This window comes from Clostridium mobile (genome assembly GCF_018918285.1).
GTDB classification, from domain to species: Bacteria; Bacillota; Clostridia; order Clostridiales; family Clostridiaceae; genus Clostridium_AW; species Clostridium_AW mobile.
Genome location: NZ_JAHLQF010000001.1, coordinates 81,250 through 106,098, shown reverse-complemented (window position 1 = coordinate 106,098; position 24,849 = coordinate 81,250). Strand labels below are relative to the sequence as shown.

Below are 24,849 nucleotides of genomic sequence, written 5' to 3'. Positions count from 1 at the left end.
TCCTTATTCTATATCATCTTTAGTTATTAAAACTTGCCTTGGCTTACTACCATCTTTACCAGATATAATGCTTCTTTCTTCTAGTTGATCTATTATTCTAGCTGCTCTATTATATCCTATTCTTAGCTTTCTTTGCAATAAGGAAGTAGATGCTTGTTCCATTTCTACAACAATTTTTATAGCTTCTTCTAATAGTTCATCTTTATCTTCCTCATTTATTTCTGTAGATGTATTAATTTGCTCAATTATACTATCTTCATACTCAGCAGTTCCTTGCTCATTTTTAATGTGATCCACAACTCTTGATACCTCTTCTTCAGAAATAAATGCTCCTTGAACCCTTATAGGTTTAGCTTCACCTGTAGGATAGAAAAGCATGTCTCCTTTTCCTAATAACTTTTCTGCACCAGACATATCTAAAATTGTTCTTGAATCGATCTGGCTAGAAACAGCAAAGGATATTCTTGACGGAATATTAGCCTTTATAACGCCGGTAATTACATCTACGGATGGTCTTTGAGTAGCAATTACAAGATGCATACCAGCGGCTCTAGCCATCTGTGCTAATCTTCCTATGTAATCCTCAATATCATTTGGACATACCATCATCAAATCTGCTAATTCATCGATTATTATTACTATAAGAGGCAATTTTTCCGTTATCTTACCTTTTTCATAAAGTTCATTATATCCTTCTAGATTTCTAACATGATTTTCAGCAAATATCTTATATCTTCTAGTCATCTCGGTAACAGCCCAATTTAAAGCTCCAGCAGCTTTTTTAGGGTCCGTAACTACCGGTATTAGAAGATGAGGAATACCATTATAAACATTTAGTTCAACTACTTTAGGGTCTACCATTAATAGTTTTACGTTCTCAGGAGAATATTTATATAATAGGCTTATTATTAATGTATTAATACATACACTCTTACCAGATCCGGTAGCTCCGGCAATCAATAAGTGTGGCATTTTAGCTAAGTCCCATACTATACTATTGCCCCCGATGTCTTTACCTAAGGCAAAAGCCAAGTTTTTATTAAAGTTAGTATATTGCTCAGATTCAATAACTTCTCTTAAGAAAACAGGATTTAAATCTTTATTAGGTACTTCTATACCAACAGCTGACTTTCCAGGTATGGGTGCTTCTATTCTTACTCCCGAAGCCGCTAATCCTAAAGAAATATCATCTGAAAGATTTACAATTTTACTTACTTTAATTCCTGGGCTTGGTTGAAGCTCAAATCTTGTAACAGATGGTCCTTTGGTAACTTGAATGACTTTAGCTTCTACACCAAAACTAGAAAGGGTTTCTTCTAATTTAGTTGCACTATGTAATAGCTCCTTTTTATCTCCCTTGTTCATTTTAATTGATATATTCTGATTTAATAGATTTAAAGGAGGATAATTGTATTCTATAGGAATGGTTACCTTATTAATTTCTTTTTCTAACTCTTCACTGATGTTGTTGTTTTCTTCTTGATTTATTACCTCTTGATTTGTTTCCTCATCTTTATCTATTGAGGAATCTTCAATGTTGCTGGATTTAATAAAATCTATTATTTTTATTCTATTATTTTTCTTTGTGTCTTCTTCCTTATTACTATCATATGCTAATAATTCTTTAGTTTCTATTTCTAATTCTTCTTCAATAATTTCCGCATTTTTCTTTTTTGCTTCTAGTAGCTTTGACTTTACTCTATCTACAATATAAGATAAAGTAACATTACTAATTAATACAAAAGAAATAGCATATAAGGATATAAAAATTATAAAGGAACCTGTCCTCCCGAAAAGTTTATACAGTGGTAGACTGATTAGGTATATAATAATTCCTCCATGAATTATTGACTGAGAGTTATATATACTTGAAATTCCTTCACTAATACTTAAACTACCATTGGTTAAACTCATATCTGCCATTTGTATACACATCAACGTATTTATTATAAAGAGTACTATTCCATAAAACTTTTTTGTGAACTTAAGCTTTTTCTTATTAAGAATATAGCAAGCTCCTATAAATATTATTATAAACGGGAATATATAAGAACCTAATCCAAATACTCCAATTAATAATTTCTTAGCAATTCTTCCTATATATCCTGAATCTTTGGGGGAAAATACACTGACCAATGAAAGTATTCCTATAGTTATTAGTACAATTCCTTTTATATCATTGTCAAAGCTATCTTTTTTCTTTTTTTTCCTCTTCCCCAATGTACCACCTCCTAAATTAATAGTTATTCTACAAACTATTTTAATTATCCTTTAATTGCTTGTCCACAAGTGTTAAATAAATAAACCATAGGTTGGGTTACCTATGGCTGTTTTGTACTCTTTTCCTCTATTAGAATATCTAACTTATCTAAAGCATCTCTCAAACCGCCAACTTGATCTATGAGACCACACTCTACTGCTTGTTCTCCTATGAGTATAGTACCCATATCATTTAACAAATTATCAGTCTTAACCATGATCTTCTTTAAATAATCTCGTTCAATTTTTGAAGTTCTTACAATAAAGTCTGTAATTCTCTCTTGCATTTTATCGAAATACTCAAAGGTTTGAGGTACTCCTATAATTAATCCGTTCATTCTAATAGGATGAACTATCATTGTTGCAGAGGGCGAAATAAAAGAGTAGTTTGCTGAAGTAGCTAAAGGCACACCTATAGAGTGACCTCCACCAACTACTAAAGATACCGTTGGTTTGCTCAAAGTATTTATCATTTCAGCAATAGCCAGACCAGCTTCTACATCCCCGCCCACAGTATTTAGAATTATTAACACTCCTTCAATTGCATCATTCATTTCTATAGAAACTAATTGAGGAATTAAGTGTTCATATTTTGTACTTTTTGTTTGAGCTGGAAGCACCATATGCCCCTCAATTTGACCAATTATAGGTAATATATGAATTTTATCATCTTGTTTAGGTATATTAATTGCACCTAACTCCTTAATATTATCCAATTCCTTATTGTTTTTTTGTTCATCTTGTTCTATTTTTTCATTAATCATATTCTTCCCTCCTAGCACAATGTTATTTTGTGCATAAGAAAAAAGAATATACCTATTTAAATTAGTGATGACCCAAATTAAAACCTTTGTGAAGAGCATTTATAGCTTTTTCAGTATATTGGCCTTCTACTAAGCACCAAATAGTAGTATGAGAATCTGCAGTTTGAAGTACTTTAATATTTTCTAAATTTAAACATTTTAATATTTTTGCCATTACTCCAGGTATTCCTCTCATTCTACTTCCAATAATAGCTACTTTACTGCAATTATCTATATAAGAGTATTTTAAATTTAAATTATTCATTATATCGTTAAATTTATCGAAGTCACTACCATCTATTGTAAATATATTGTCCTCTGGGAAAACATTTATTAAATCTATACTTATTGAGGCCTCAGCTAATATATTTAACAAACTATAGTAATGAGCGTTATTTTCATTATCTTTAAGAGCTACTTTTATTTGAACTCTGCTGCTCATATGAGTTATTCCAGTTATGATATTATTTAAGTTTAAATCACCAATGTTATTAATTATAGTACCTTGGCAATTGCTAAGTGTATTTTTAATTATCAGTGGGATATTTCCCTTCATTGCTATTTCTACAGCCCTTGGATGTATAACCTTTGCACCCTGGTCTGCAAATTGAAATACTTCATTATAACTTATTTCTTTTATTAAAGAAGCATCAGATACAATTCTTGGATCAGCGGTCATTATTCCATCTACATCTGTATATATCTCTACGCCCTCAGCTTTTAGAGCTACACCTAAAAGTGCTGCTGTAACATCACTGCCGCCTCTTCCTAAAGTTGTTAAAAATCCGTTTTCGCTGACACCTTGAAAGCCAGCTATAATTGGCACTTTTCCTTCTTCTAATGCTTTTAATATTTTATTTGGGTCTAAGCCTACCATTGTGGCACTGTTATAATTATCGTCAGTTATTATGCCAGCCTGTCCTCCAGTCATAGGAATGGCATCTACCCCTTTATCTAGTAATTCATCTGTCATAACTACTGTGCTTATAATCTCACCACAGGCCATAAGTAAATCAATAGAGAGTTTATTTCTCTCCTTTAGCCTATTACTTGTCAGTGAAAGTAAAGTATCTGTGGCATAAGGTTCACCTTTTCTTCCCATAGCAGAAACAACTACTACTGGAAAAAATCCTTCCTCTTTAGCCTTTATTATTTTGTTTATTACCATCAATCTTCTTTCGTGGGTAGAAACAGAGGTTCCACCGAATTTTTGAACAATTATTTTCATATTATCCCTCCCAATTTAAATCCGGGTTTTTTTAAGAGATCTCTCATCAACATCTATTATTATGGTCCTAGAACCAATTTTTTTCACGTATTCCCATGGCACCTCAATAAAATCGCTTTTACTAAAAAAGCTTAATTTTACGTTAGGTTCTGATAAGATTAGTAATTTTAAATTTCCCTCTTCATCAACAATAATATCATTATTTCCTAAATAATCGTATTTTTCACCATCATTTATGTTTATTATCTCATATCTTTCCATATCGCTATATAATTTAATATCCTCGTCCATATTAAAACCTCCTTAATATATTTCATAGAATAATATGAAATATATTAAGGGTTTATTACTATTATATTAAGGAAGATGGTTTATTGTTAAAAGGGAATATGTCATTTTCAATAATATTTTTCATTATACTCAAGTCAATATTTTCTCCTACATAGGCTGAGTTTAAAATTCCCTTTTTAAAAGTTATTTCCATTACATCATGTATTTTTTCTCTATTTATATTATCAATTTTATTAAGTATAACTTTAGGTTCGTTAATTCTATTTAAAAATAGAACAGATTTACCGTTGTTAAACATTCTACTACTAGTACTTTCGAGCCCTAGAATATAGCTTCCTTTTAACTGTTCTCTACCCTTTACAATTCTTTCATCAGAAATATCCATTTTAGTGAACTTAAATAATTCTTCTTTTATGAGACTTACAACCTCTAGAGAATATTTTGGATTAAGTCCCGTATATATACTCACCACTCCAGTATTCTTAAAAGCGCTTAAGTATGAGTATATAGAGTAGCACCTACCCATCTCTTCACGTATTTTTTGAAACAATATAGAAGATGCTCCACCACCTAAAAGATTATTTAAAAATAACAATGGATAAATGTCATCACTTCCTAAAGGCAAGCCATTAAGCCCCAAACTAATGTGCAGCTGTTCAATTTGCTTTTCTTTAAATAGGTGACTATTTAGTATTTTAGGAGAGGAAGAATCGGATAAATCTTTGTTTTTGAAATTCCAATCACCAAAATAACACTCTGCCAGCTTTATAATGTCCTTTTCATCAAACTTTCCTGCTATTGATAATACACAATTTTTAGGTATATATCTAGACTGAATATAATCCATTAGCATTTCTCTTGTAAATGAGGTTACAGTTTCCACATTTCCTAAAATAGGAAATGCAATTGGATCTTCTCCCCATATAGCTTCACTATGTAAGTCTAATAACACATCCTCTGGTGAGTCTTCATTCATGTTTATCTCTTCAATTATTACACCTTTTTCTTTCTCTATTTCTTCTTCAGCGAATTTACTATTAAAAAGCATATCAGAAAGTACATCTAACGCTAAATCTAAATGGGAATCTAATATTTTTACATAATAGCAAGTAGACTCCTTAGCAGTAAAGGCGTTAATTTGCCCTCCAACATCTTCTATAGACTCAGCAATTTCTTTTGCACTTCTTTTTTCAGTACCTTTAAATAGCATATGTTCAATGAAATGAGAAATTCCATTGTTTTGTTTATCTTCATTGCGTGAACCATTCTTTACCCATAAACCAACACTTACTGAATTAACATAGTCAATTTTTTCTAATACTACTTTTAAACCATTACTGATTTCAATAATATCGTACATTATATTCCTCCAGTATTGCTATATTTTGTTAAAAAATAAAAAGGCGCAAAGCCCTTCTATTTTTCACTATTGTTTTTTGCTGTCATCATTACTTTCTTCGTCTCTTTTAATAGCATCTTTTCTAGATAGATTAACTCTGCCTTGTTCATCTATTTCAGTTACCTTAACTAAAATTTCATCACCAACAGATACTACATCTTCTACTTTATTAACTCTTGTAAAATCAAGTTTTGATATATGAACTAAACCTTCTTTGCCAGGTAGTATTTCTACAAAGGCTCCAAAATTAGTTATTCTAGTAACTTTTCCTAGATATATTTCACCAACTTCTACTTCCTTTGTTAAATCATCTATCATCTTAAGGGCTCTATCTGCTCCAACACTATCTTCAGACATTACATATATTGTACCATCTTCTTTTATGTCAATTTTAACTCCAGTTTCAGCTATAATTTTATTTATAGTTTTACCGCCTGAACCTATAACATCTCTTATTTTTTCTGGATCAATTGTCATAGTGTAGACTCTTGGAGCATAAGGTGACAATTCTTTTCTAGCTTCAGGTATACAATCTTTTATTTTTCCTAAAATGTGCATACGAGCTTTCTTTGCTTCTTCTAAGGTTACTTTTATACAATTATTTGATAAACCTTCAATCTTTGTATCTACCTGAATTGCAGTAATACCCTTTTCAGTACCTGCAACCTTAAAGTCCATATCACCAAAGAAATCTTCAATTCCTTGAATATCCGTTAATATTTCTTCTTCTGATAAATCTTCGCTAGTTACAAGTCCCATTGCTATTCCGGCAGCCGGTCTTTTTATAGGAACTCCTGCATCAAGAAGAGCTAATGTACTACCACATACACTTGCTTGAGAAGTAGAACCATTTGAACTCAATACTTCAGAAACTAATCTAATTGTATATGGGAACTCTTCTTCTGAAGGCATTAGTGGTTCTAAAGCTTTCTCTGCTAGAGCGCCATGACCGATTTCTCTTCTTCCTGGTCCTCTTAGTGGTCTAACTTCACCTACACTATAGGAAGGGAAATTATAGTGATGCATATATCTTTTAAACTCTTCATCACCTAAACCATCTAAAATTTGAACATCTGCTAATGGACCAATTGTAGCTACAGTCATAACTTGAGTTAGTCCTCTTGTAAAAAGACCTGTACCATGAGTTCTTGGTAGAAGTGCTACTTCACAGTCTATATTTCTTACTTGATTAAATGCTCTTTCGTCAGGTCTTCTTTTATCTCTTAAAATCATATTTCTAACTATTTCTTTTTGAAGAGTATATACTACTTCACTAACATCTTTAAGATCGTCAGCATATTTTTCACTGAAATGTTCATTTATAGTTTCCTTAACTTTATCAATAGCATCATTTCTCTTATCTTTATCTGTTATGTACATAGCTTCTTTTATCATTGGGTAAGAAAATTCTCTTACTTCTTTTTCTAGGGTTTCATCTACCTTATAAAGTACAGGAACTATTTTTTCTTTACCGAATTCAGCCATAGCCTTTTCTTGGAATGATACAATTTTTTTACATTCTTCAAAAGCAAACATTATAGCATCGTACATTACTTCTTCGTCAATTTCATAGGATCCGGCTTCAATCATCATTACTCTATCTTTTGTAGCACAAACAGTTAAATTTAAATCACTTTCTTCTCTCTCTTTAAGAGTTGGATTTAATATGAACTTTCCATCAATTAGCCCCACAGAAACAGTAGCTACTGGCTTATCATATGGGATACTTGAAAGGCATAATGCTAAAGAGGCCCCATTCATTGCTAATATGTCTGGTTGATTATCCTGTTCTACAGATAAAACAGTACAAACTATCTGTACATCATTTCTGTAGCCATCTGGAAATAATGGTCTTAATGGTCTATCAATAGCTCTTGCATGAAGAATAGCTTTTTCAGAAGGCCTTCCTTCTCTTTTGATAAACCCTCCTGGTATTTTTCCTACGGAGTACAATCTTTCTTCGTACTCTACGCTAAGAGGAAAGAAATCTATCCCCTCTCGTGGTTGTTTTGATGCATTTGCATTTATTAATACTACTGTCTCGCCATAACTTACTAATATAGCGCAATCTGAAAGTGCTCCAACTTTTCCAAATTCAACTTTTAGAGTTCTTCCAGCAACAGTAGTTTCAAGAATATGACTCATAGTTTACCTCCCTTCAAAGTACACACTATTATTATCCTGATTTTTATATTATTTTATACAGTATAATGTAATAACTTGTTTCAAAATAATAGAGCGGTCTAAGCCGCTCTAAGTATTAACTATTTTCTTAATCCTAATTGTTGGATAATTGAACGATATCTTTCAATATCTTTCTTCATTAAGTAATTTAAAAGACCTCTTCTCTTACCAACTATCATTAGAAGACCTCTTCTTGAGTGGAAGTCTTTCTTATGAGTTTTTAAATGGTCATTTAAATGATTTATTCTTTCTGTTAAAAGAGCTATCTGAACTTCTGGTGATCCAGTATCTCCTTCGTGTCTCGCATGAGTTTTTAATATTTCTTCTTTTCTTGCCTTATCCATTTATATACACCTCCAATTGTTATATCCCCCTAATCCACGAATGTAGCCGGCATTCAACAAACATAGATTAAGGTTCACAAAAGTAATTATAACAAAGATAACTATAGTTGTAAATTACTTTTTATAATTAATTCTAAATTTTGCTTAATTACGTATTTTTTATCTTCACCTATTCTATGAGCTAACTCTTCTAATGAATTAAATTTCTTTTCATCTCTTATTCTATGGATAAAATGAAGCCTTATATCTTCACTGTATATTTCTTTATTAAAACCAATAATGTGAGTTTCTATACCAAGCTTACCATCTTCTACTGTAGGATTATATCCCACATTAGTTACTCCCTTATAGAACTTTCCCTCATATTCTACCAAGGTAAAGTATACACCTCCTCTTGGTGTAATATAACCTTTATCATAGCTTAAATTGATTGTTGGAAATCCTAAAACTCTCCCTAACTGCTTTCCAACAATTACAGTACCTGATATGGAGTAGGGTCTTGTTAGCATCATCTTAGCTTTTACCATATCTCCGGTATCAGTGATAATATGTCGTATATGAGAACTAGATACTAATTCTTTTTTATATTTAACTGGTTTTACAACATGAAGTTGAAATTTATATTTTTCGCTTAATTTCTTTAATAAATCCACATCTCCTAAATTTTTATATCCAAATCTGTAATTAAAGCCTACTACAATGCCCTTAGCATTAAATTTACTTACAATGTTATAGATAAATTCCTCAGGAGACATTTTCATAAACTCTTCATCAAAATTCACTAAATTTAAGTAGTCTAGTCCCATTTTATTCAATACTTTTTTCTTTTGGTCTATATCCATCAAAAGTTTTGGAACTAAATCTTTATTTATAATTGATAAAGGATGGTTTTTAAAAGTATATACCATACTTTTACCACTGTTTTTTTTAGCTAATTCTATAGCTTTATTTATAAGCTTACTATGACCTAAATGTAAACCGTCAAAGCTGCCGAGAGCTATATAAGTATTCCATTTAAATGTCTTAAGCATATTATCTTCTATAACATCCATAGTCATTACCCCTATACAAGCAATTTCAAGATTTTAAATCCTTCTTCACTTCTTCTACCTAGACCTATAAATTTATTACCAGAATAAACTCTTAAGATAACATCTTTTTTTATATTTCCCATTATCCGCTTATCTTTTATAAGAACTCCATTTACCAGTAATTTTTCATAAACTTCTTCTATAGTAATACTTTCATATTTACTTAATGCTTCATCTATAGGTACAAGGTATTCATTTATATTTTGATTATTTAAGTTATCTATATGCAGAGCATCTTTAATATTAAAAATGCCAGTTTTAACTCTTTCTAAGGCCCACATGGAAGCACCTACACCTAGTTTTTCTCCAATATCATAGCAAAGACTTCGTATATAAGTGCCTTTTGAGCAATGTACTTGAAAGGTTACATAAGGTAAGTCTATATTTAATATATCAATAGAATATATGTTGATTTTTCTAGCTTTTCTTTCTACTTCTATTCCTTCTCTAGCCAATTGATAAAGTCTTTTACCATTAACTTTTAATGCAGAATACATGGGTGGAACTTGATCTATACTTCCTTGAAAAGATTTAATACACTCTTCTACAATTTTTGGTTCCAAGTCTACAGTTTCTTCTTTTAATATTTTACCTTCTTTATCATAGGTATCTGTAACCACTCCAAGCTTTAAAGTGCTTTTATAAATTTTACTTTCATTCATTATGTAATCTACAATTTTTGTAGCATTTCCCAAACAAATAGGGAGTACACCAGAAGCCATTGGATCCAGTGTACCTGTATGACCAACTTTTTTTGTGTTCGCAGCTTTTTTCACCATTCTAACCACATCAAAAGATGTTATACCAGAAGGCTTAAATATATTTAAAACTCCGTTCATTACATCAACTCATTTTCTGCTAATTCTATTAATATATTTTTTACTTCTATTAAGGATTTATTTTTAATGGAGGCGCCAGCTGCTCTTATGTGACCTCCACCTCCTAAGGATTCTGCAATCTTTCTAACATCAATTTTTGATTTAGATCTTAAGCTTATTTTTACCTCATTTTCTTTTTCTTTTAAGAGAATAGTAATCTCAACAGGTTTAATGCTATTTCCGAAAGAAACTATATCTGAGGTATCTGTCCCAGGATCTATATTAAGTTTTGTAAACATGTCTGTTGTAACTGTCATTACGCATATCTGGTTATTTATAAGTTCCATTGTATCGAATACCATACCATATAGTTTGAACCTATCAAAAGCCTTACTATCAAATACAAGTCGATGTATACTACTAAAATCAATACCAGTATTTATCAACTCTCCTGCAATAGAATGAGTCACTGAGGTAGTATTTGAGTATCTAAAAGAGCCTGTATCTGTTAGTATGGATGTATATAAACAAGTTGCAATATCCCTGTCTACTTCTATACTCAGATCTTTAAGCATTTGATAAACTATTTCTCCCATACATGCAGAATTAGTGTCTACATAATTCAAATGACCATAGAGTTCATTTGATACATGGTGGTCAATATTAATTATTGTATATTCTTTACTACCTAATTCAATATTACCATTAATTCTTGCTGTATTTCCACAGTCTAAAACAATTACACAATCTGTTCCTTCTAGAACATTTCCAGTAGACTCTATAACTTCATTGCTATAAGGTAGAAAGGTAAAGTTATCAGGAATAGATTCTTTGCAGAGAATGTAAGCAAATTTATTTAACTTTCTAATTCCTTGTAAAAGACCAAGAGAACTCCCTAAGGAGTCCCCATCGGGAGAAGTATGAAAGCTTATAGCAATTTTTTTACTTTCTTTAATAATTTTTAAAATATTATTCATTATCATCATGTTCCCTCTCCTTTATTTGAGCTAATATAGCATCAATATGCATACCATGCTCGATGGAGTTATCTAATTCAAAAATTATTTCTGGAGTATATCTTAAGTTAATTCTATGACCTATTTCTCTTCTAATAAAACCGCTAGAATTTTTTAATACTTCAAGAGTATTTTTCTTTTCTGTATCATCTCCAAATATACTAACGTATATTTTTGCATATCTTAAATCCTTAGTTACATTAACTTTTGTTATACTAACCATAGCATTCATTCTAGGGTCTTTTATATCATATTGAATTATACTAGACACTTCTTTTCTTACTTCTTCGTTAATTCTTCCAGATCTATGTTTAGCCATAAAATATCCCTCCTACTATAGGGTCTGCTTTTTTACTTCTTCCATAGTATAAGCTTCTATGATGTCGCCTTCTTTAATATCATTGAATTTTTCAATCATCATACCACATTCATATCCAGAGGCAACTTCTTTAGCATCATCCTTAAATCTCTTCAATGAAGAAAGTCCTGATTCAAAAATTACTATTCCTTCTCTCAACACTCTTACACTTGCATTTCTTAGTATTTTACCATTTAATACATAACAACCTGCAACTGTTCCAACATTTGAGACCTTGTAAGTTTGCCTAACTTCAGCTCTTCCAAGGATTACTTCTTTATAATCAGGCTCTAACATACCGATCATAGCAGCTTTAATATCTTCTATAGCAGTATAAATAACCCTATAAGTTTTAATTTCAACATTTTCTCTATCTGCTATAGCAATCGCATTATTATCTGGTCTTACGTTAAATCCAATGATTATAGCGTTAGAAGCATTAGCTAATGTTACATCAGTTTCTGTAATTGCTCCTACACCACCATGTATAACCCTAACCTTTACTTCATCAGCTGATAGCTTTTCAAAGGATTGCTTAACAGCTTCCACAGAACCTTGTACGTCTGCTTTAACAATTATATTTAATTCTTTTATTTTACCTTCTTTAATTTGACTATATAGGTCTTCTAATGAAACCTTATGAGTGGATTGTAAATATTCACTTCTTGTTTTTTCTTTTCTTTTTTCAGCCATTTCTCTTGCAGTTTTTTCATCTTTTACTTCATTAAATCTATCTCCAGCAGAAGGAACTTCTGACAATCCTAATATTTCAACAGGTATTGATGGACCGGCTGATTTTATTCTCTTACCCTTATCGTCAAACATAGCTCTTATTCTGCCGTATGTTGTACCTACAAGTATTGAGTCTCCAACATTTAAGGTTCCGTTTTGAACTAAAAGTGAGGCTACTGGTCCTCTACCCTTATCAAGTTTAGCTTCAATAACAGTTCCTTTAGCATTTCTATGAGAATTTGCTTTTAACTCCTCCATTTCAGAAGTTAAAATTACCATTTCTAATAAATTATCTATACCTTCTCTAGTATGTGCTGAAACTGGTACTGTTATAGTATCTCCGCCCCAATCTTCAGCTAATAGATTCTCGTCAGCTAATTGTTGTTTTACTCTATCTGGATTAGCTGTTGGTTTATCCATTTTGTTTATTGCAATAATCATTGGAACATTTGCAGCCTTACAATGGTTTATGGCTTCTCTTGTCTGAGGCATTAAACCATCATCAGCAGCTACAACTAATATAACTATATCAGTAATCTGGGCACCTCTTGCTCTCATTGCTGTAAAAGCTTCATGTCCAGGTGTATCTAAGAAAGTTATTTTTTCACCTTTGATTTCTACTGTATAAGCACCAATGTGCTGTGTTATGCCTCCCGCTTCTGATGAAGCTACCTTTTCTTTTCTAATAGCATCTAACAATGAAGTTTTACCATGGTCAACATGGCCCATAACTGTAACTACAGGAGGTCTCTTTTCTTTATTATCATCCTCATCTTCTTCTCCAGAAACCTCTTCAATTAAATAGTCTTCTTCTTTTTTAGATACAAGAACACCGAGTTTTTCGCCCAGCTTTTCTGCTGTTTCGAAATCTATTTCTTGGTTTAGTGCAGCCATTACTCCCATAAACATAAGCTCTTTTATTACTTCTGAATAAGGTTTAGCAATTCTATCTGCAAATTCTTTTACAGTTATAGTATCTCCTAGTTCTAATACTATTTCGTCTTCAGCGTTATCACTATCATTACTATTTTCTGTACTATCTTGTGATTTAGTTTTTATTTTTCTACCTTTTGTCTTCGCTTTTATTTCTGCTTCTTGAAGTTCACCATATTTTTCTTCTATATTGTCAGAACCATCTGAATCATCACTATTTTCTTTGTCGGATTCAGCATATAATTCCTTTATAAGTTGAGCATCTTCATCTTCAATAACACTCATATGGTTTTTTACTTCTATGCTAAACTCATCTTGTAATAGTTTTATAAGATCTTTACTAGACATACCTAGTTCTTTTGCTAATTCGTATACTCTAATTTTTGACAAAGCATTCACCCCCGAAACTAATTTATGTTCATGTCATTCCATAAATCCATTAACCTTTTGGCAATAGATAAATCGCTTATTCCAACGATATTTATTCCTTCTTTACCTAATATATTGGATAAATCATCTTTGCTATAGTAAATTATCATAGGTGTGTTTCTAATATCACAAAGAGTTTTAAACTTATCTTTCGTATTTTCAGATGATTCTCGTGATACTATTAATAAATGACAGTTTCCTTTTTTTATGGAATCTTCACATTTATTATAACCCTCTAGACATTTACCAGCTTTTTTAGCTATTCCTAGAAAGGAAATAAACTTATCCTTCATTATTTATCTCTTCCCTTAACTTATTATATATTTCTTCACTTATGGTGGTTTCGAGATTTCTTTCTAATTTTTTACTCTTAAAAGATTTTTGAAGGCATTCTACATCTTTGCATATATAAGCACCTCTACCAGGTTTTTTACCAGTTAAATCTACTGAAACTTCACCATCTTTATTTCGTACAATTCTTATAAGTTCTTTTTTAGGCTTCATTTCCATACAACCGGTACACATTCGTTCAGGTATTTTTTTAACTCTCATATAAACCCACCTTCCTTTTAAAGTGTTATCTATCCATTGACTTGTGAAGAACTTTTAATATCTATCTTCCAACCTGTAAGTTTTGCAGCTAATCTTACGTTTTGACCTTCTTTTCCTATGGCAAGGGATAGCTGACTATCATCTACCACTACTTTAGCTGACTTATTTTCTTCATCAATTGTAACATCTAATACTTTAGCTGGACTTAACGCATTTGCAATATACTCATCTGGAAGCTTACTCCATTTTATTATATCAATTTTTTCGTTTTTAAGTTCATTTACGATATTTTGAACTCTTATGCCCTTAGGACCTACACAAGCACCCATTGGGTCTACATCTTCATCGTTAGAATGAACAGCGATTTTTGTTCTTGAGCCTGCTTCTCTAGCTATACTTTTTATTTCTACAATTCCATTATATATTTCAGGTACTTCTAATTCAAATAGCCTCTTAACTAATCCAGGATGGGTTCTAGAAACTATTACTTGCGCACCCTTAGTAGTATTTTTTACTTCAACTATATATAGCTTTAATCTTTCGTTGAAATTGTAAGCTTCACCCAACATTTGTTCATTAGGACCAAGTACTGCTTCTATTTTGCCTAAATCAACAAAAACGTTAGTTTTATCCTTCCTTATTACTGATCCAGTTATAATGTCACATTCTTTTTCTATAAATTCATTATAAACTATTCTTCTCTCTTCTTCTTTAATTCTCTGAATTACTACCTGTTTTGCTGCTTGTGCAGCAACTCTTCCAAATTTCTTGGGAGTTACTTCTATGTTTACCACTTCATCTAATTCGTATCTTGGATCTATTTCTCTAGCTTCTTCTAAGGAAATTTCATTAAATTCATCTTCCACACCTTCAACTACTGTTTTCTTAGAATATACTTGAATTTCTCCAGTTCCTCTATTCATGATAACCGCCACATTTTGAGTTGTGGCACCTTGTTTTGCATAATTCTTTTTATAGGCAGCGACTAAAGCATCTTCAATAGTATTAAATATTAAATCTTCACTGATACCCTTTTCTTTAACTATCTCTTTAAGTGCTTCCACAAATTCTTCATTCATTATTAAATTAACCTCCCTTAAAACTCCACTTTTAAATTAATAGTTTTTATCTTTTCTCTAGGTATAGCTAATAAGTTATCCTCTAATTGAATACTTATAGTATCCTTATCAAACTCTTTTAAAACACCGTCAAATTTTTTGCTGCCATTAAATAAAGATTTAAGCTTTACAGAAACTTCATAGTCAATATACTTATTTAAGTGGTTATCGTTATGTAACTCTCTTTCAATACCCGGAGATGAAAGTTCTAAATAATAACCTTCTGATATTGGGTCTTCAATATCCATCATTTCACTAATTTCTCTGCTAACCTTTTCACAATCTTCTAAAGTTATTCCTTCATCTTTATCTATATATACTCTTAAGTAATTTTCTCTATTTTCTTTTATATATTCTAAATAATAAAGTTCATATCCTAATCTATCAACTATAGGGTGGATTAAATTTGTTAACTCATCTATAAATAAACTTCTTTCCATATAACGATCCCTCCTTACATAATATTGTGTAGTAAAACAGCAATTTAAATACAATTTTCATATATTAATTTAAAAACGCAACTATGGTTGCGTTTTATACAAATAGAAAGAGCGGGTTAATACCCACTCTTACAAGTCAAAATATATCTGCAAACTTACTAATTTCCATTGTATCACAACAAATTCCTTATTTCAAGGGCTAGTTATTTCTATAAGTTAAATAAGCTCAGCTGATTGGTTTCAGGCATGCCTTTAAGGCAGCCATGATTATCTAAAGCTTCTATTACAGTTCTTGTAGCTTTACCCCTGATTTTTAAATCCTCTTTTGAGATGAATTCTCCAAGCTTTATGCCCTCAACTATGTTTTTAGCAGCATTGACTCCTACCCCAGTGAGAGCGCTTAAAGGAATTCTGATTCCATCATCTTCAATTATAAATTTCTCAGCATGAGATTTATATAAATCAGCTTCTAGAAATTTAATTCCTCTAAGGTACATTTCATGACAAATCTCCAAGGTAGTTAAAAGTCCTTTATCCTTAGGAGTAGCGTTATTTCCCATAGCATTAATCTCTTCCATTTTTCGTAACATAGAATCAATGCCTTTCAATATTATGTCTGCATCAAAATCGTCAGCCCTAACAGAGAAATAGGTAGCATAGTACTCTTTAGGATAATATACTTTAAAATAAGCTATTCTAACAGCCATCATAACATAGGCAACGGCATGACCTTTAGGGAACATGTATTTTATTTTTTTACAAGATTCTATATACCACTCTGGAACTCCATTTTCTTTCATAACTTGCTCTTGTTCTTCGGACAATCCCTTTCCTTTTCTTACTTTTTCCATAATATTAAAAGCTGTTTTAGGTGGAAGTCCTTTATATATTAGATATACCATTATGTCATCTCTTGTAGCTATACAATCTTTTAGGGTAGTATAGCCTTCTTTTATATAATATTGAGCATTATTAAGCCAAACATCAGTACCGTGTGAAAGTCCAGATATTCTCACTAAATCTGAAAAAGTTTTTGGTTGAGTGTCGATCAACATCTGCCTAACAAACTTAGTACCAAACTCTGGAAGTCCATATGTGGCCACTTCACATCCCAATTCTTCTTTACTAATTCCTAAAGCTTCAGTAGATGTGAAAAGACTCATTACTTTAGGATCCGCTAAAGGTATTGTTTTAGGATCTAGTCCAGTTAAATCTTGAAGCATTCTAAGTACAGTAGGATCATCATGACCTAAAATATCTAACTTTAGTAGTCTACCGCTTATAGAATGATAATCAAAGTGAGTGGTTATTATTTCGGTATTATTGTCATCTGCTGGACGTTGTATTGGAGAGAAATTAAATATTTCGTTATCCTGTGGAACAACCATAACTCCACCAGGATGCTGGCCAGTAGTTCTCTTTATGCCAGTGCATCCTAAAGTCAATCTTTCAATTTCAGCTCCGCTAGAATGGATGTTTTTTTCAGTTAGATATTTTCTAACAAAGCCATAGGCAGTTTTCTCTGCAATTGTACCTATTGTCCCAGCTCTAAAAACATGCCCCTTACCAAATAATTCTTCTGTATATTTATGTACTACAGATTGATATTCACCTGAGAAATTTAAATCTATGTCTGGTTCTTTATCTCCTTCAAAACCTAGAAAAGTTTCAAAAGGTATGTCATGACCATCTTTTGTCAGTATGTTTCCACATTCTGGGCAATCTTTATCTGGCAAATCTGCACCAGAGCTTATAGAACCGTCTGTTATAAACTCACTGTATTTACAATTGGAGCATACGTAATGAGGAGGTAATCCATTAACCTCAGTTATATCTGACATTGTAGCAACAAAGGAGGAACCTACAGATCCTCTTGACCCAACTAAATATCCATCTTGATAAGACTTATCAACTAATTTATGTGCTATTAAATACAATACTGCATAACCATTATTTATTATGGAATTTAGTTCTTTATCAAGTCTTTTTTGCACCACTTCTGGCAAATCATCTCCATAAATGCCATGAGTTTTATTTAAAGTCATTTGTCTAATTTCTTCTTCAGCGCCTTCTATTTTAGGAGGAAATGTTTCATCAGGAATTGGTTTTATTTCCTCAATTAAGTCAGCAATCTTGTTAGTGTTTTTTACAACTACTTCAAAGCTCTTTTCTGTACCTAAATAATTAAATTCCTTTAGCATTTCTTCAGTTGTTCTAAAATATAGTGGAGGTTGGTTGTCTGCATCGCTATATCCTTGACCATTCATTATAATTCTTCTATAAATTTCATCTTCAGGATTTAAAAAATGAACATCGCAGGTGGCAACTACTGGTTTATTATATCTTTCTCCCAACTCACATATTTTTTTATTTATATTTTTTAACTCTTCAACATCTTTAACTGTACCATTTCTTATCATGAAATAGTTATTTTCTAGAGGTTGAATTTCAAGATAATCATAGAAATCAACTGTATTTTTCAATTCATCATAACTTTTACCTTTAAGAATCTCTTTATAAATTTCCCCTGCTTCACAAGCAGAGCCAATAATAAGACCATCTTTATATTTTTGAATTAAGCTTTTTGGCATTCTAGGTCTTTTATAAAAATGATCCAGATGAGAATGGGATATTAATTTATAAAGATTCTTTAATCCAGTCATATTTTGAGCTAATATTATTAAATGATATGTAGGTAATGTTTTAACATCGATATTTTTAAAATATTCTTCATTTATGTTTTCTAAGGTAAAAATTTCTCTTTCACTTAAAGTTTCAAAACTTTTAACTAATATTTCTCCTGTAGCCTTTGCGTCATCCACAGCTCTATGATGATTTTCTAAACTTATCCCTAAATGTTTTGCAACTATATTTAATTTATATCTCTTTAGTTCCGGATATAAAAATTTAGCAAGAGGGATCGTATCCATTATAGGATTATTAAATGTTAAACCTAAGTCCTTACAATTCTTTTTTATAAAAGAAACATCAAAACTTGCGTTATGTGCAACTACAACAGTATCCCCTACAAATTCTAAAAATCTAGGTAAAACTTCACTAATCTCTTCTGCATCTTTAACCATTTCATCAGTTATACTTGTAAGTTCCACGATCTTTAATGGAATGGTTACTTTAGGATTGACAAAACTGCTAAAGCTATCTATTATTCGTCCATTTTTTATCTTTACAGCACCAATTTCAATTATTTTATCATTTATGCTAGAAAATCCTGTAGTTTCTATATCAAAAACAACAAATTCATCGTCGATAGTTCTTCCTTCTCCGCCTATAACAATAGGCACTCCATCGTCTACCAGATAAGCTTCTACACCATATAAAATTTTAATCTTATGTTTTTTACCAGCATCCATAGCTTCAGGATATGCTTGAACTACTCCATGGTCAGTTATAGCAATAGCGCTATGGCCCCACTTTGCCGCTCTTTCTACTAAATTTGCCGCTGATGTCATAGCATCCATAGCACTCATTCTGGTATGAAGATGTAGTTCAACTCTTTTTTCTTCTGCATTATCCATTTTCATAATCTTATTAAGCTTTATAATGTCTCTTGCCATAATAACTACTTCTCTTGCATAGTTATCATAAATAGCTTCCCCTCGAATTTTGCAGTAAAGTCCTTCCTTTATTTCTTCTAACACTTTTTCCTCATCCTTTGGACGAGTAAATATTTTTACTGTAATGGACCCAGTATAATCTGTAACATAAATAGATACAATTTTTCTACCAGTTTTAGTTTCAATTACAGTTCTTTTAAATATATCTCCACAAATTGTTACCATGCCCATTGGTTCATCAATGCAATCAATAGTAATCCAATCTTCATTAATATTTTTCCCTAAAAGAATACTACTATCTTTATCTCCTTTTGAATTTTTATCATCATTCTTTTGTCTATCCAAAGATATAACTTTATTTTTTTGTAGCTTAGGTGTACTGTTTTTTATAATTTCTTTAATTAAGGACATTTCTTCTTCTTCTAGTTCATTACATTCTTGATTACTACATGAAACCTCATAAGCTAGCTTTACCTTACACTCCAATCCAAAAATATCTCGTATTATATTATAAGTTAACTCTTCAAAGTTTTTATTCCTTAACATATTATAGATAAATTCATTTCCATATCTTATGGTTAGAATATTATCTTCGACAGATTTATCACCGTTTAGCATACATTCTTTTGCTAAAGGTACATGAGTGACTACTGCATTTGTGAGTTCACACCAATAATTATTACATAAATCTTTAAGAGTTACATTAGAGATATCTTTATAAAAAACTAATTCTATATCGTTAAAAAAATTGAATTTTTTATAAAGCATTTCTTTAAAACGAGTCTCCATGTCTTTATTAAATTCATTAAAAGATTTAAGTATTACTTTTAATTTATTGCTTTTTTTTAAATACTGTATTTTTAAGATTTTAATATCTTTTAATAAATCTTGTGAAGATGGATTTTCATCATGGAGTATTTTAGCCAAATCTATATTCATTTTCTTCACCTTACATTTTTTCTATTTCTTTAATAAGTTCATAAATGAGTTGATCTTCTTTTACTTTTTTAATTATCTCCCCCTTTTTAAATATTAATCCTTCACCATTACCGCCAGCTATACCTATATCCGCATCTCTAGCTTCCCCAGGACCATTTACTACACATCCCATTACAGCAATTTTTATGTTTTTATTTAAGTTTTCAATCCTTTTTTCCACTTCATTTGCAATTTTTATAATATCAATTTCTGTTCTCCCACAGGTTGGGCAAGATATAAATTCTATGCCTCCCTTTAATAGCCCTAAGGATTTTAATATTTCTTTTGCTACTCTTATTTCCTCAACAGGATTTCCAGTTAGAGAAACTCTTATTGTATCTCCTATTCCTTCAGATAGAAGAGTCCCTATACCAACACTGGATTTAATAGTTCCCCGCCAATGAGTTCCAGCTTCTGTAACACCAAGATGCAACGGGTAATTAGTTTTTTGGGATATTAACCTGTAGCTTTCTATCATTTCTATAACATTAGAAGATTTAATAGACAATGCGATATTATCAAAATCAAATTCTTCTAAGATTTTTACATGTCCTAGAGCGCTTTCAACTAATGCTTCCGGACAAACCTTCCCATATTTAACCAATAATCTTTTTTCCAGAGAGCCAGAATTTACTCCTATTCTAATAGGTATATTTCGCTCCTTTGCCTTTTTTACTACCATTTCTATTCTCTGCTTATCCCCGATATTGCCAGGATTTATTCTGAGTTTACTTATTCCATTGTCAATAGATTTTAAAGCTAATCTATAGTCAAAATGTATATCTGATACTAGAGGTATATTTATATTTTTTATTATATCCTTTAAAGCTTCACAAGCTTCCATATCAGGTACAGCACAACGTATTATTTCGCATCCTGCTTCTTCTAATTCTTTTATCTGATTTATAGTGCTTTTTATGTCCCTAGTATCAGTATTTGTCATGGACTGAATAGATATAGGGGCATCGCCCCCAATATAAATATTTCCTATTCGTATTTTTTTAGTAATTTTCCTTTTCATTTTATCACTCCTAGAATGTTATAGGATATAAAATATCTTTTATTGTAACTAATATCATCAATGACATAAGAATGGCAAATCCTATATAATTAATTACACCAACCTTGTTATTATCAAATTTTTTCCCTGTAATTATTTCTATTAAAAATAATGTAATCCATCCACCATCTAAAGCTGGAAATGGTATTATATTAAAAATACCTAACTGCACGCTTAAGTAAGCAGCAAAGTATAGTAAACTTAAAAAGCCTGCCTTAGCAGCTTCTCCTGAAACTTTAATAATTGTAACAGGGCCACCAAAATCATTTAAAGAAGCTTTACCTTTAAATATAGTACCTAAAAATCCAAAGGTTTGACTAATTAATGAATTTGTTTCCACAAAACCATAAGAAATAGATTCTTTAATTGTTGGATTTGTAATTTCTGTAGGATATACACCAACAAGGTACCTGTTTTCTTTTTCATCTTTCACAGGGGTAACTTTAGTTGTTTTAATCTCATTTCCCCTTTTAACAGTAACATCTATTGCCTCACCTTTATTCATATAAACTTGAGTGTAAAAATCTTGCCAAGTAAGTATTTTTTTATTGTTAACTTTAAGTATTTTATCTCCCTCTTGAATACCAGCTACTTGTGCAGGTAAATCAGGTACAACTTTATTAACTACAGGTACAAGATATCCTTTTATTCCACCAATTATACTAAATAGGATAATCGCTAAAATTAAATTCATTATAGGACCTGCTGCAACTATGCTTAATTTTTGTAAAGAACTTTTGTTTGAGAAGGCCCTTTCGTCAGAGGTATCTTCCCCATCTTCCCCAAGCATCTTAACATATCCACCTATAGGTAATAGTTTAATATTATAAGCGGTTTCACCACTCTTAAACCCAACTAGTTTAGGACCCATTCCTATCGCAAATTCCTCAACCTTTACTCCATTAAGTTTAGCCATAATAAAATGTCCTAATTCATGGATCATTACCAATAATCCAAAAGCCAAAAGAGCTCCTAATATATTAATAAAATTCACAGTTATTCCTCCTTAATTAAAGCTTAAAACTATCAAAGACATAATTTTTTACTCTCTTATCCATCTCAATTATACTTTCAATAGACAAAGCCTCACAGCTATAAAATTTATTCATTGCCTCTTCTAATATATTCCCTATTTCAAGAAATTTTATTTTTTTATTTAAAAAAAGATCAACAGCAGCTTCATTTGCTGCATTCAAAATTGTAGGCATGATACCTCCTTTTTCCCCTGCTGTATATGCTAATTTTAAAGGCTTAAATGTATTTAAATCTGGTTTTTCAAAAGTTAATTTTTCTAGATTATAAAAATCAAGCTTTTCTCCAACTGCTTTTCTTCTCTTTGGATAGTTTAATGCATATTGTATAGGTAATCTCATGTCAGTAGTGCCCATTTGAGAAATAACACTTCCGTCTTCATATTGAACCATAGAGTGTATTATACTTTGAGGATGTATTACTACTTGGATATCTTTATAATCTATTCCAAAAAGATAATGAGCCTCTATTACTTCAAGACCCTTATTCATTAATGTAGCTGAATCTATAGAAATTTTTTTGCCCATATTCCATCTTGGATGTTTTAAAGCCTGTTCTAAAGTAACATTTTCAAGATCGTCTATTTTTTTACCTCTAAAAGGGCCTCCAGAAGCGGTTAATATTATTTTATCCACTTCCTCCTTTGAATTTCCTTCTAAACATTGAAAGATGGCGCTATGTTCTGAGTCTACTGGAAGAATCTTAACATTATTCTTTTTAACCTCATTTATTATTATCTGTCCTCCTACAACTAAGGTTTCTTTGTTAGCCAAGGCTATATCCTTTCCGGCTTTTATTGCATTTAATGTAGGCTGAAGTCCAATCATACCCACTACTGAAGTTAAGACAATATCTATTTCTGGCAAGGATGAGATTATATTTAGACCCTCTATATCCCAAAGTACTTCTATTTTCTTGTTATTTTCCTTACAGTAGTTCATTATTTTCTCAAAAGCATTTTTCTCTGTCATAGCTACATATTTAGGATTAAATTCTTCGATTATTTGTATTGTACTTTCCCAATTGCTATGAGCAGAAATACCAACTAGGGAAAGTTCTTCTCTTGTTTTTCTTATAACATCTAATGCCTGGGTTCCAACAGAACCAGTAGCACCTAATATAGTTAATCTTTTCAAATAAACATCTCCTTTTGTAAATAAATAACTCATCTATGCTTCTAGTATACTTTTGCAAAAAATTAAATATAATGGCATAATCACTATACTCAGGGCTCCCATGACCCTAAAGCCTATGTAGAAGGCCAAAAAAGTATACAACGGGTGAATCTTAAGCTTATTGCTCATAAGTTTTGCCTCAATTATTTGCCTATTTATCAATAGTAATATGTATAGGAATATTAAGCCAAAAGCCAGAAAAAAATTTTTCATCGATATATTATATAATATTAAGGGTAGAAAAACTAAAATCGTACCCACATAAGGTATTAAATCTAAAATACCACAAAGAATTCCTAATAAAAAATAATTGTCAATATTTAATATCATAAATCCTATTATTGTTTCAAAGGTTATAGCTATTACTATTAAAAATTCAATTCTAATAATATTTTTAACATCTGCAAAGATGTTTTTTAAAAAACTTAATTTTGACTCACTCATAATTTTTTTTGTCCAATTAAATATAACATATTTATCTACCAAAATAAAGTAAACCACTATATTGGCAACAAAATAATTTATGATACTATCTGTAGTATAGATTGCACTTTTTTTTAGAAGATTAGAATTTAATATTTTTAAGTAATATCCTTCTAACTCTCCATTTAGTAGATTAGAATTAATATTTAGACTTTCAAGCAATTCTTTTATACTTAATAATAATTTTAAAACACCATTAATTATAACGTCCTTAGTAGCAAATAACCAATTTCCTAAATATAGAATAAAAGCAAAGATTATAATATTAACTAAGACTATACTAAACAAGCCTCTCACTTTATTATTAATTATTTTATATCTACTTAAATAAGAGTTAATTGGACTTGATAAAACTAACAAAAATATAATAATAAAGAAAGGTTTGAAATAAATTTTTATAACTTTTATAAAAATAATAAAAGTTATAAATAGTATGCCACAGTAAATTAATTTTTTAATATTTTCTTGTACATCCTGCAATTATATATCCCCTTATAATTTCTATATTAATAGTATATTCTCTATAAACTCATATATTAGTAAAAAAATAA

Annotated in this window: 21 protein-coding genes; all 21 read right to left on the bottom strand. The window is 30.8% G+C overall.

Going from position 1 to position 24,849, the window contains the following annotated elements; translation table 11 throughout:
• Positions 1-3 precede the first annotated feature (3 nt).
• The gene (locus KQI86_RS00580) at positions 4-2,220 is read right to left on the bottom strand and encodes an FtsK/SpoIIIE family DNA translocase (RefSeq protein WP_216437216.1); all 2,217 of its coding nucleotides are present in this window, start codon (positions 2,218-2,220) and stop codon (positions 4-6) included.
• Positions 2,221-2,321: 101 nt separating this feature from the next.
• Entirely contained in the window at positions 2,322-3,023 is a 702-nt protein-coding gene (locus KQI86_RS00575) for a ClpP family protease (RefSeq protein WP_216437215.1), read from the bottom strand.
• Between the two features lie 61 nt (positions 3,024-3,084).
• The gene (gene dapG / locus KQI86_RS00570) at positions 3,085-4,290 is read right to left on the bottom strand and encodes an aspartate kinase (protein WP_216437214.1); all 1,206 of its coding nucleotides are present in this window, start codon (positions 4,288-4,290) and stop codon (positions 3,085-3,087) included.
• A gap of 15 nt (positions 4,291-4,305) precedes the next feature.
• A complete protein-coding gene (locus tag KQI86_RS00565) occupies positions 4,306-4,581 on the bottom strand; it encodes a YlmC/YmxH family sporulation protein (protein ID WP_216437213.1) in 276 nt (91 codons plus the stop codon).
• A gap of 61 nt (positions 4,582-4,642) precedes the next feature.
• Positions 4,643-5,941: a M16 family metallopeptidase gene (locus KQI86_RS00560; RefSeq protein WP_216437212.1), complete on the bottom strand. Its 1,299-nt coding sequence runs from the start codon at positions 5,939-5,941 to the stop codon at positions 4,643-4,645.
• A 66-nt stretch (positions 5,942-6,007) separates the two neighbouring features.
• Complete coding sequence (locus tag KQI86_RS00555) at positions 6,008-8,125, bottom strand: polyribonucleotide nucleotidyltransferase (protein WP_216437211.1); 2,118 nt, start codon at positions 8,123-8,125, stop codon at positions 6,008-6,010.
• 119 nt (positions 8,126-8,244) lie between these two features.
• Positions 8,245-8,508 (bottom strand): 30S ribosomal protein S15, encoded by a 264-nt coding sequence (gene rpsO, locus KQI86_RS00550; RefSeq protein ID WP_216437210.1) that lies wholly within the window; start codon positions 8,506-8,508, stop codon positions 8,245-8,247.
• A gap of 101 nt (positions 8,509-8,609) precedes the next feature.
• Positions 8,610-9,560, bottom strand: coding sequence for a bifunctional riboflavin kinase/FAD synthetase (locus KQI86_RS00545; protein WP_216437209.1), 951 nt, complete (start codon positions 9,558-9,560; stop codon positions 8,610-8,612).
• 11 nt (positions 9,561-9,571) lie between these two features.
• Positions 9,572-10,438, bottom strand: a complete 867-nt coding sequence (gene truB, locus KQI86_RS00540; protein ID WP_216437208.1) for a tRNA pseudouridine(55) synthase TruB — start codon at positions 10,436-10,438, stop codon at positions 9,572-9,574.
• Positions 10,438-11,400 carry a DHH family phosphoesterase gene (locus tag KQI86_RS00535; RefSeq protein WP_216438256.1) on the bottom strand — a complete coding sequence of 321 codons (963 nt, stop codon included), beginning with the start codon at positions 11,398-11,400 and terminating at the stop codon, positions 10,438-10,440. Before KQI86_RS00535 ends, truB begins: the two co-directional genes overlap by 1 nt.
• The gene (gene rbfA, locus KQI86_RS00530) at positions 11,387-11,752 is read right to left on the bottom strand and encodes a 30S ribosome-binding factor RbfA (protein WP_216437207.1); all 366 of its coding nucleotides are present in this window, start codon (positions 11,750-11,752) and stop codon (positions 11,387-11,389) included. Before rbfA ends, KQI86_RS00535 begins: the two co-directional genes overlap by 14 nt.
• 15 nt (positions 11,753-11,767) lie before the next feature.
• The gene (gene infB / locus KQI86_RS00525) at positions 11,768-13,846 is read right to left on the bottom strand and encodes a translation initiation factor IF-2 (RefSeq protein ID WP_216437206.1); all 2,079 of its coding nucleotides are present in this window, start codon (positions 13,844-13,846) and stop codon (positions 11,768-11,770) included.
• A 17-nt stretch (positions 13,847-13,863) separates the two neighbouring features.
• Positions 13,864-14,178 carry a ribosomal L7Ae/L30e/S12e/Gadd45 family protein gene (locus KQI86_RS00520; protein WP_216437205.1) on the bottom strand — a complete coding sequence of 105 codons (315 nt, stop codon included), beginning with the start codon at positions 14,176-14,178 and terminating at the stop codon, positions 13,864-13,866.
• Entirely contained in the window at positions 14,168-14,437 is a 270-nt protein-coding gene (gene rnpM / locus KQI86_RS00515; protein ID WP_216437204.1) for an RNase P modulator RnpM, read from the bottom strand. Before rnpM ends, KQI86_RS00520 begins: the two co-directional genes overlap by 11 nt.
• 29 nt (positions 14,438-14,466) lie before the next feature.
• Positions 14,467-15,516, bottom strand: a complete 1,050-nt coding sequence (gene nusA, locus KQI86_RS00510; RefSeq protein ID WP_216437203.1) for a transcription termination factor NusA — start codon at positions 15,514-15,516, stop codon at positions 14,467-14,469.
• 17 nt (positions 15,517-15,533) lie between these two features.
• Entirely contained in the window at positions 15,534-15,995 is a 462-nt protein-coding gene (rimP, locus tag KQI86_RS00505; protein WP_216437202.1) for a ribosome maturation factor RimP, read from the bottom strand.
• Positions 15,996-16,204: 209 nt separating this feature from the next.
• Positions 16,205-20,509: a PolC-type DNA polymerase III gene (locus KQI86_RS00500; protein ID WP_216437201.1), complete on the bottom strand. Its 4,305-nt coding sequence runs from the start codon at positions 20,507-20,509 to the stop codon at positions 16,205-16,207.
• A 10-nt stretch (positions 20,510-20,519) separates the two neighbouring features.
• Positions 20,520-21,569: a flavodoxin-dependent (E)-4-hydroxy-3-methylbut-2-enyl-diphosphate synthase gene (ispG, locus tag KQI86_RS00495; protein WP_216437200.1), complete on the bottom strand. Its 1,050-nt coding sequence runs from the start codon at positions 21,567-21,569 to the stop codon at positions 20,520-20,522.
• A 10-nt stretch (positions 21,570-21,579) separates the two neighbouring features.
• Positions 21,580-22,551 (bottom strand): RIP metalloprotease RseP, encoded by a 972-nt coding sequence (gene rseP, locus KQI86_RS00490; protein WP_246582668.1) that lies wholly within the window; start codon positions 22,549-22,551, stop codon positions 21,580-21,582.
• Between the two features lie 67 nt (positions 22,552-22,618).
• The gene (locus tag KQI86_RS00485; protein ID WP_216437199.1) at positions 22,619-23,776 is read right to left on the bottom strand and encodes a 1-deoxy-D-xylulose-5-phosphate reductoisomerase; all 1,158 of its coding nucleotides are present in this window, start codon (positions 23,774-23,776) and stop codon (positions 22,619-22,621) included.
• 33 nt (positions 23,777-23,809) lie between these two features.
• Positions 23,810-24,778, bottom strand: a complete 969-nt coding sequence (locus KQI86_RS00480) for an AI-2E family transporter (RefSeq protein ID WP_216437198.1) — start codon at positions 24,776-24,778, stop codon at positions 23,810-23,812.
• Positions 24,779-24,849: the final 71 nt, after the last annotated feature.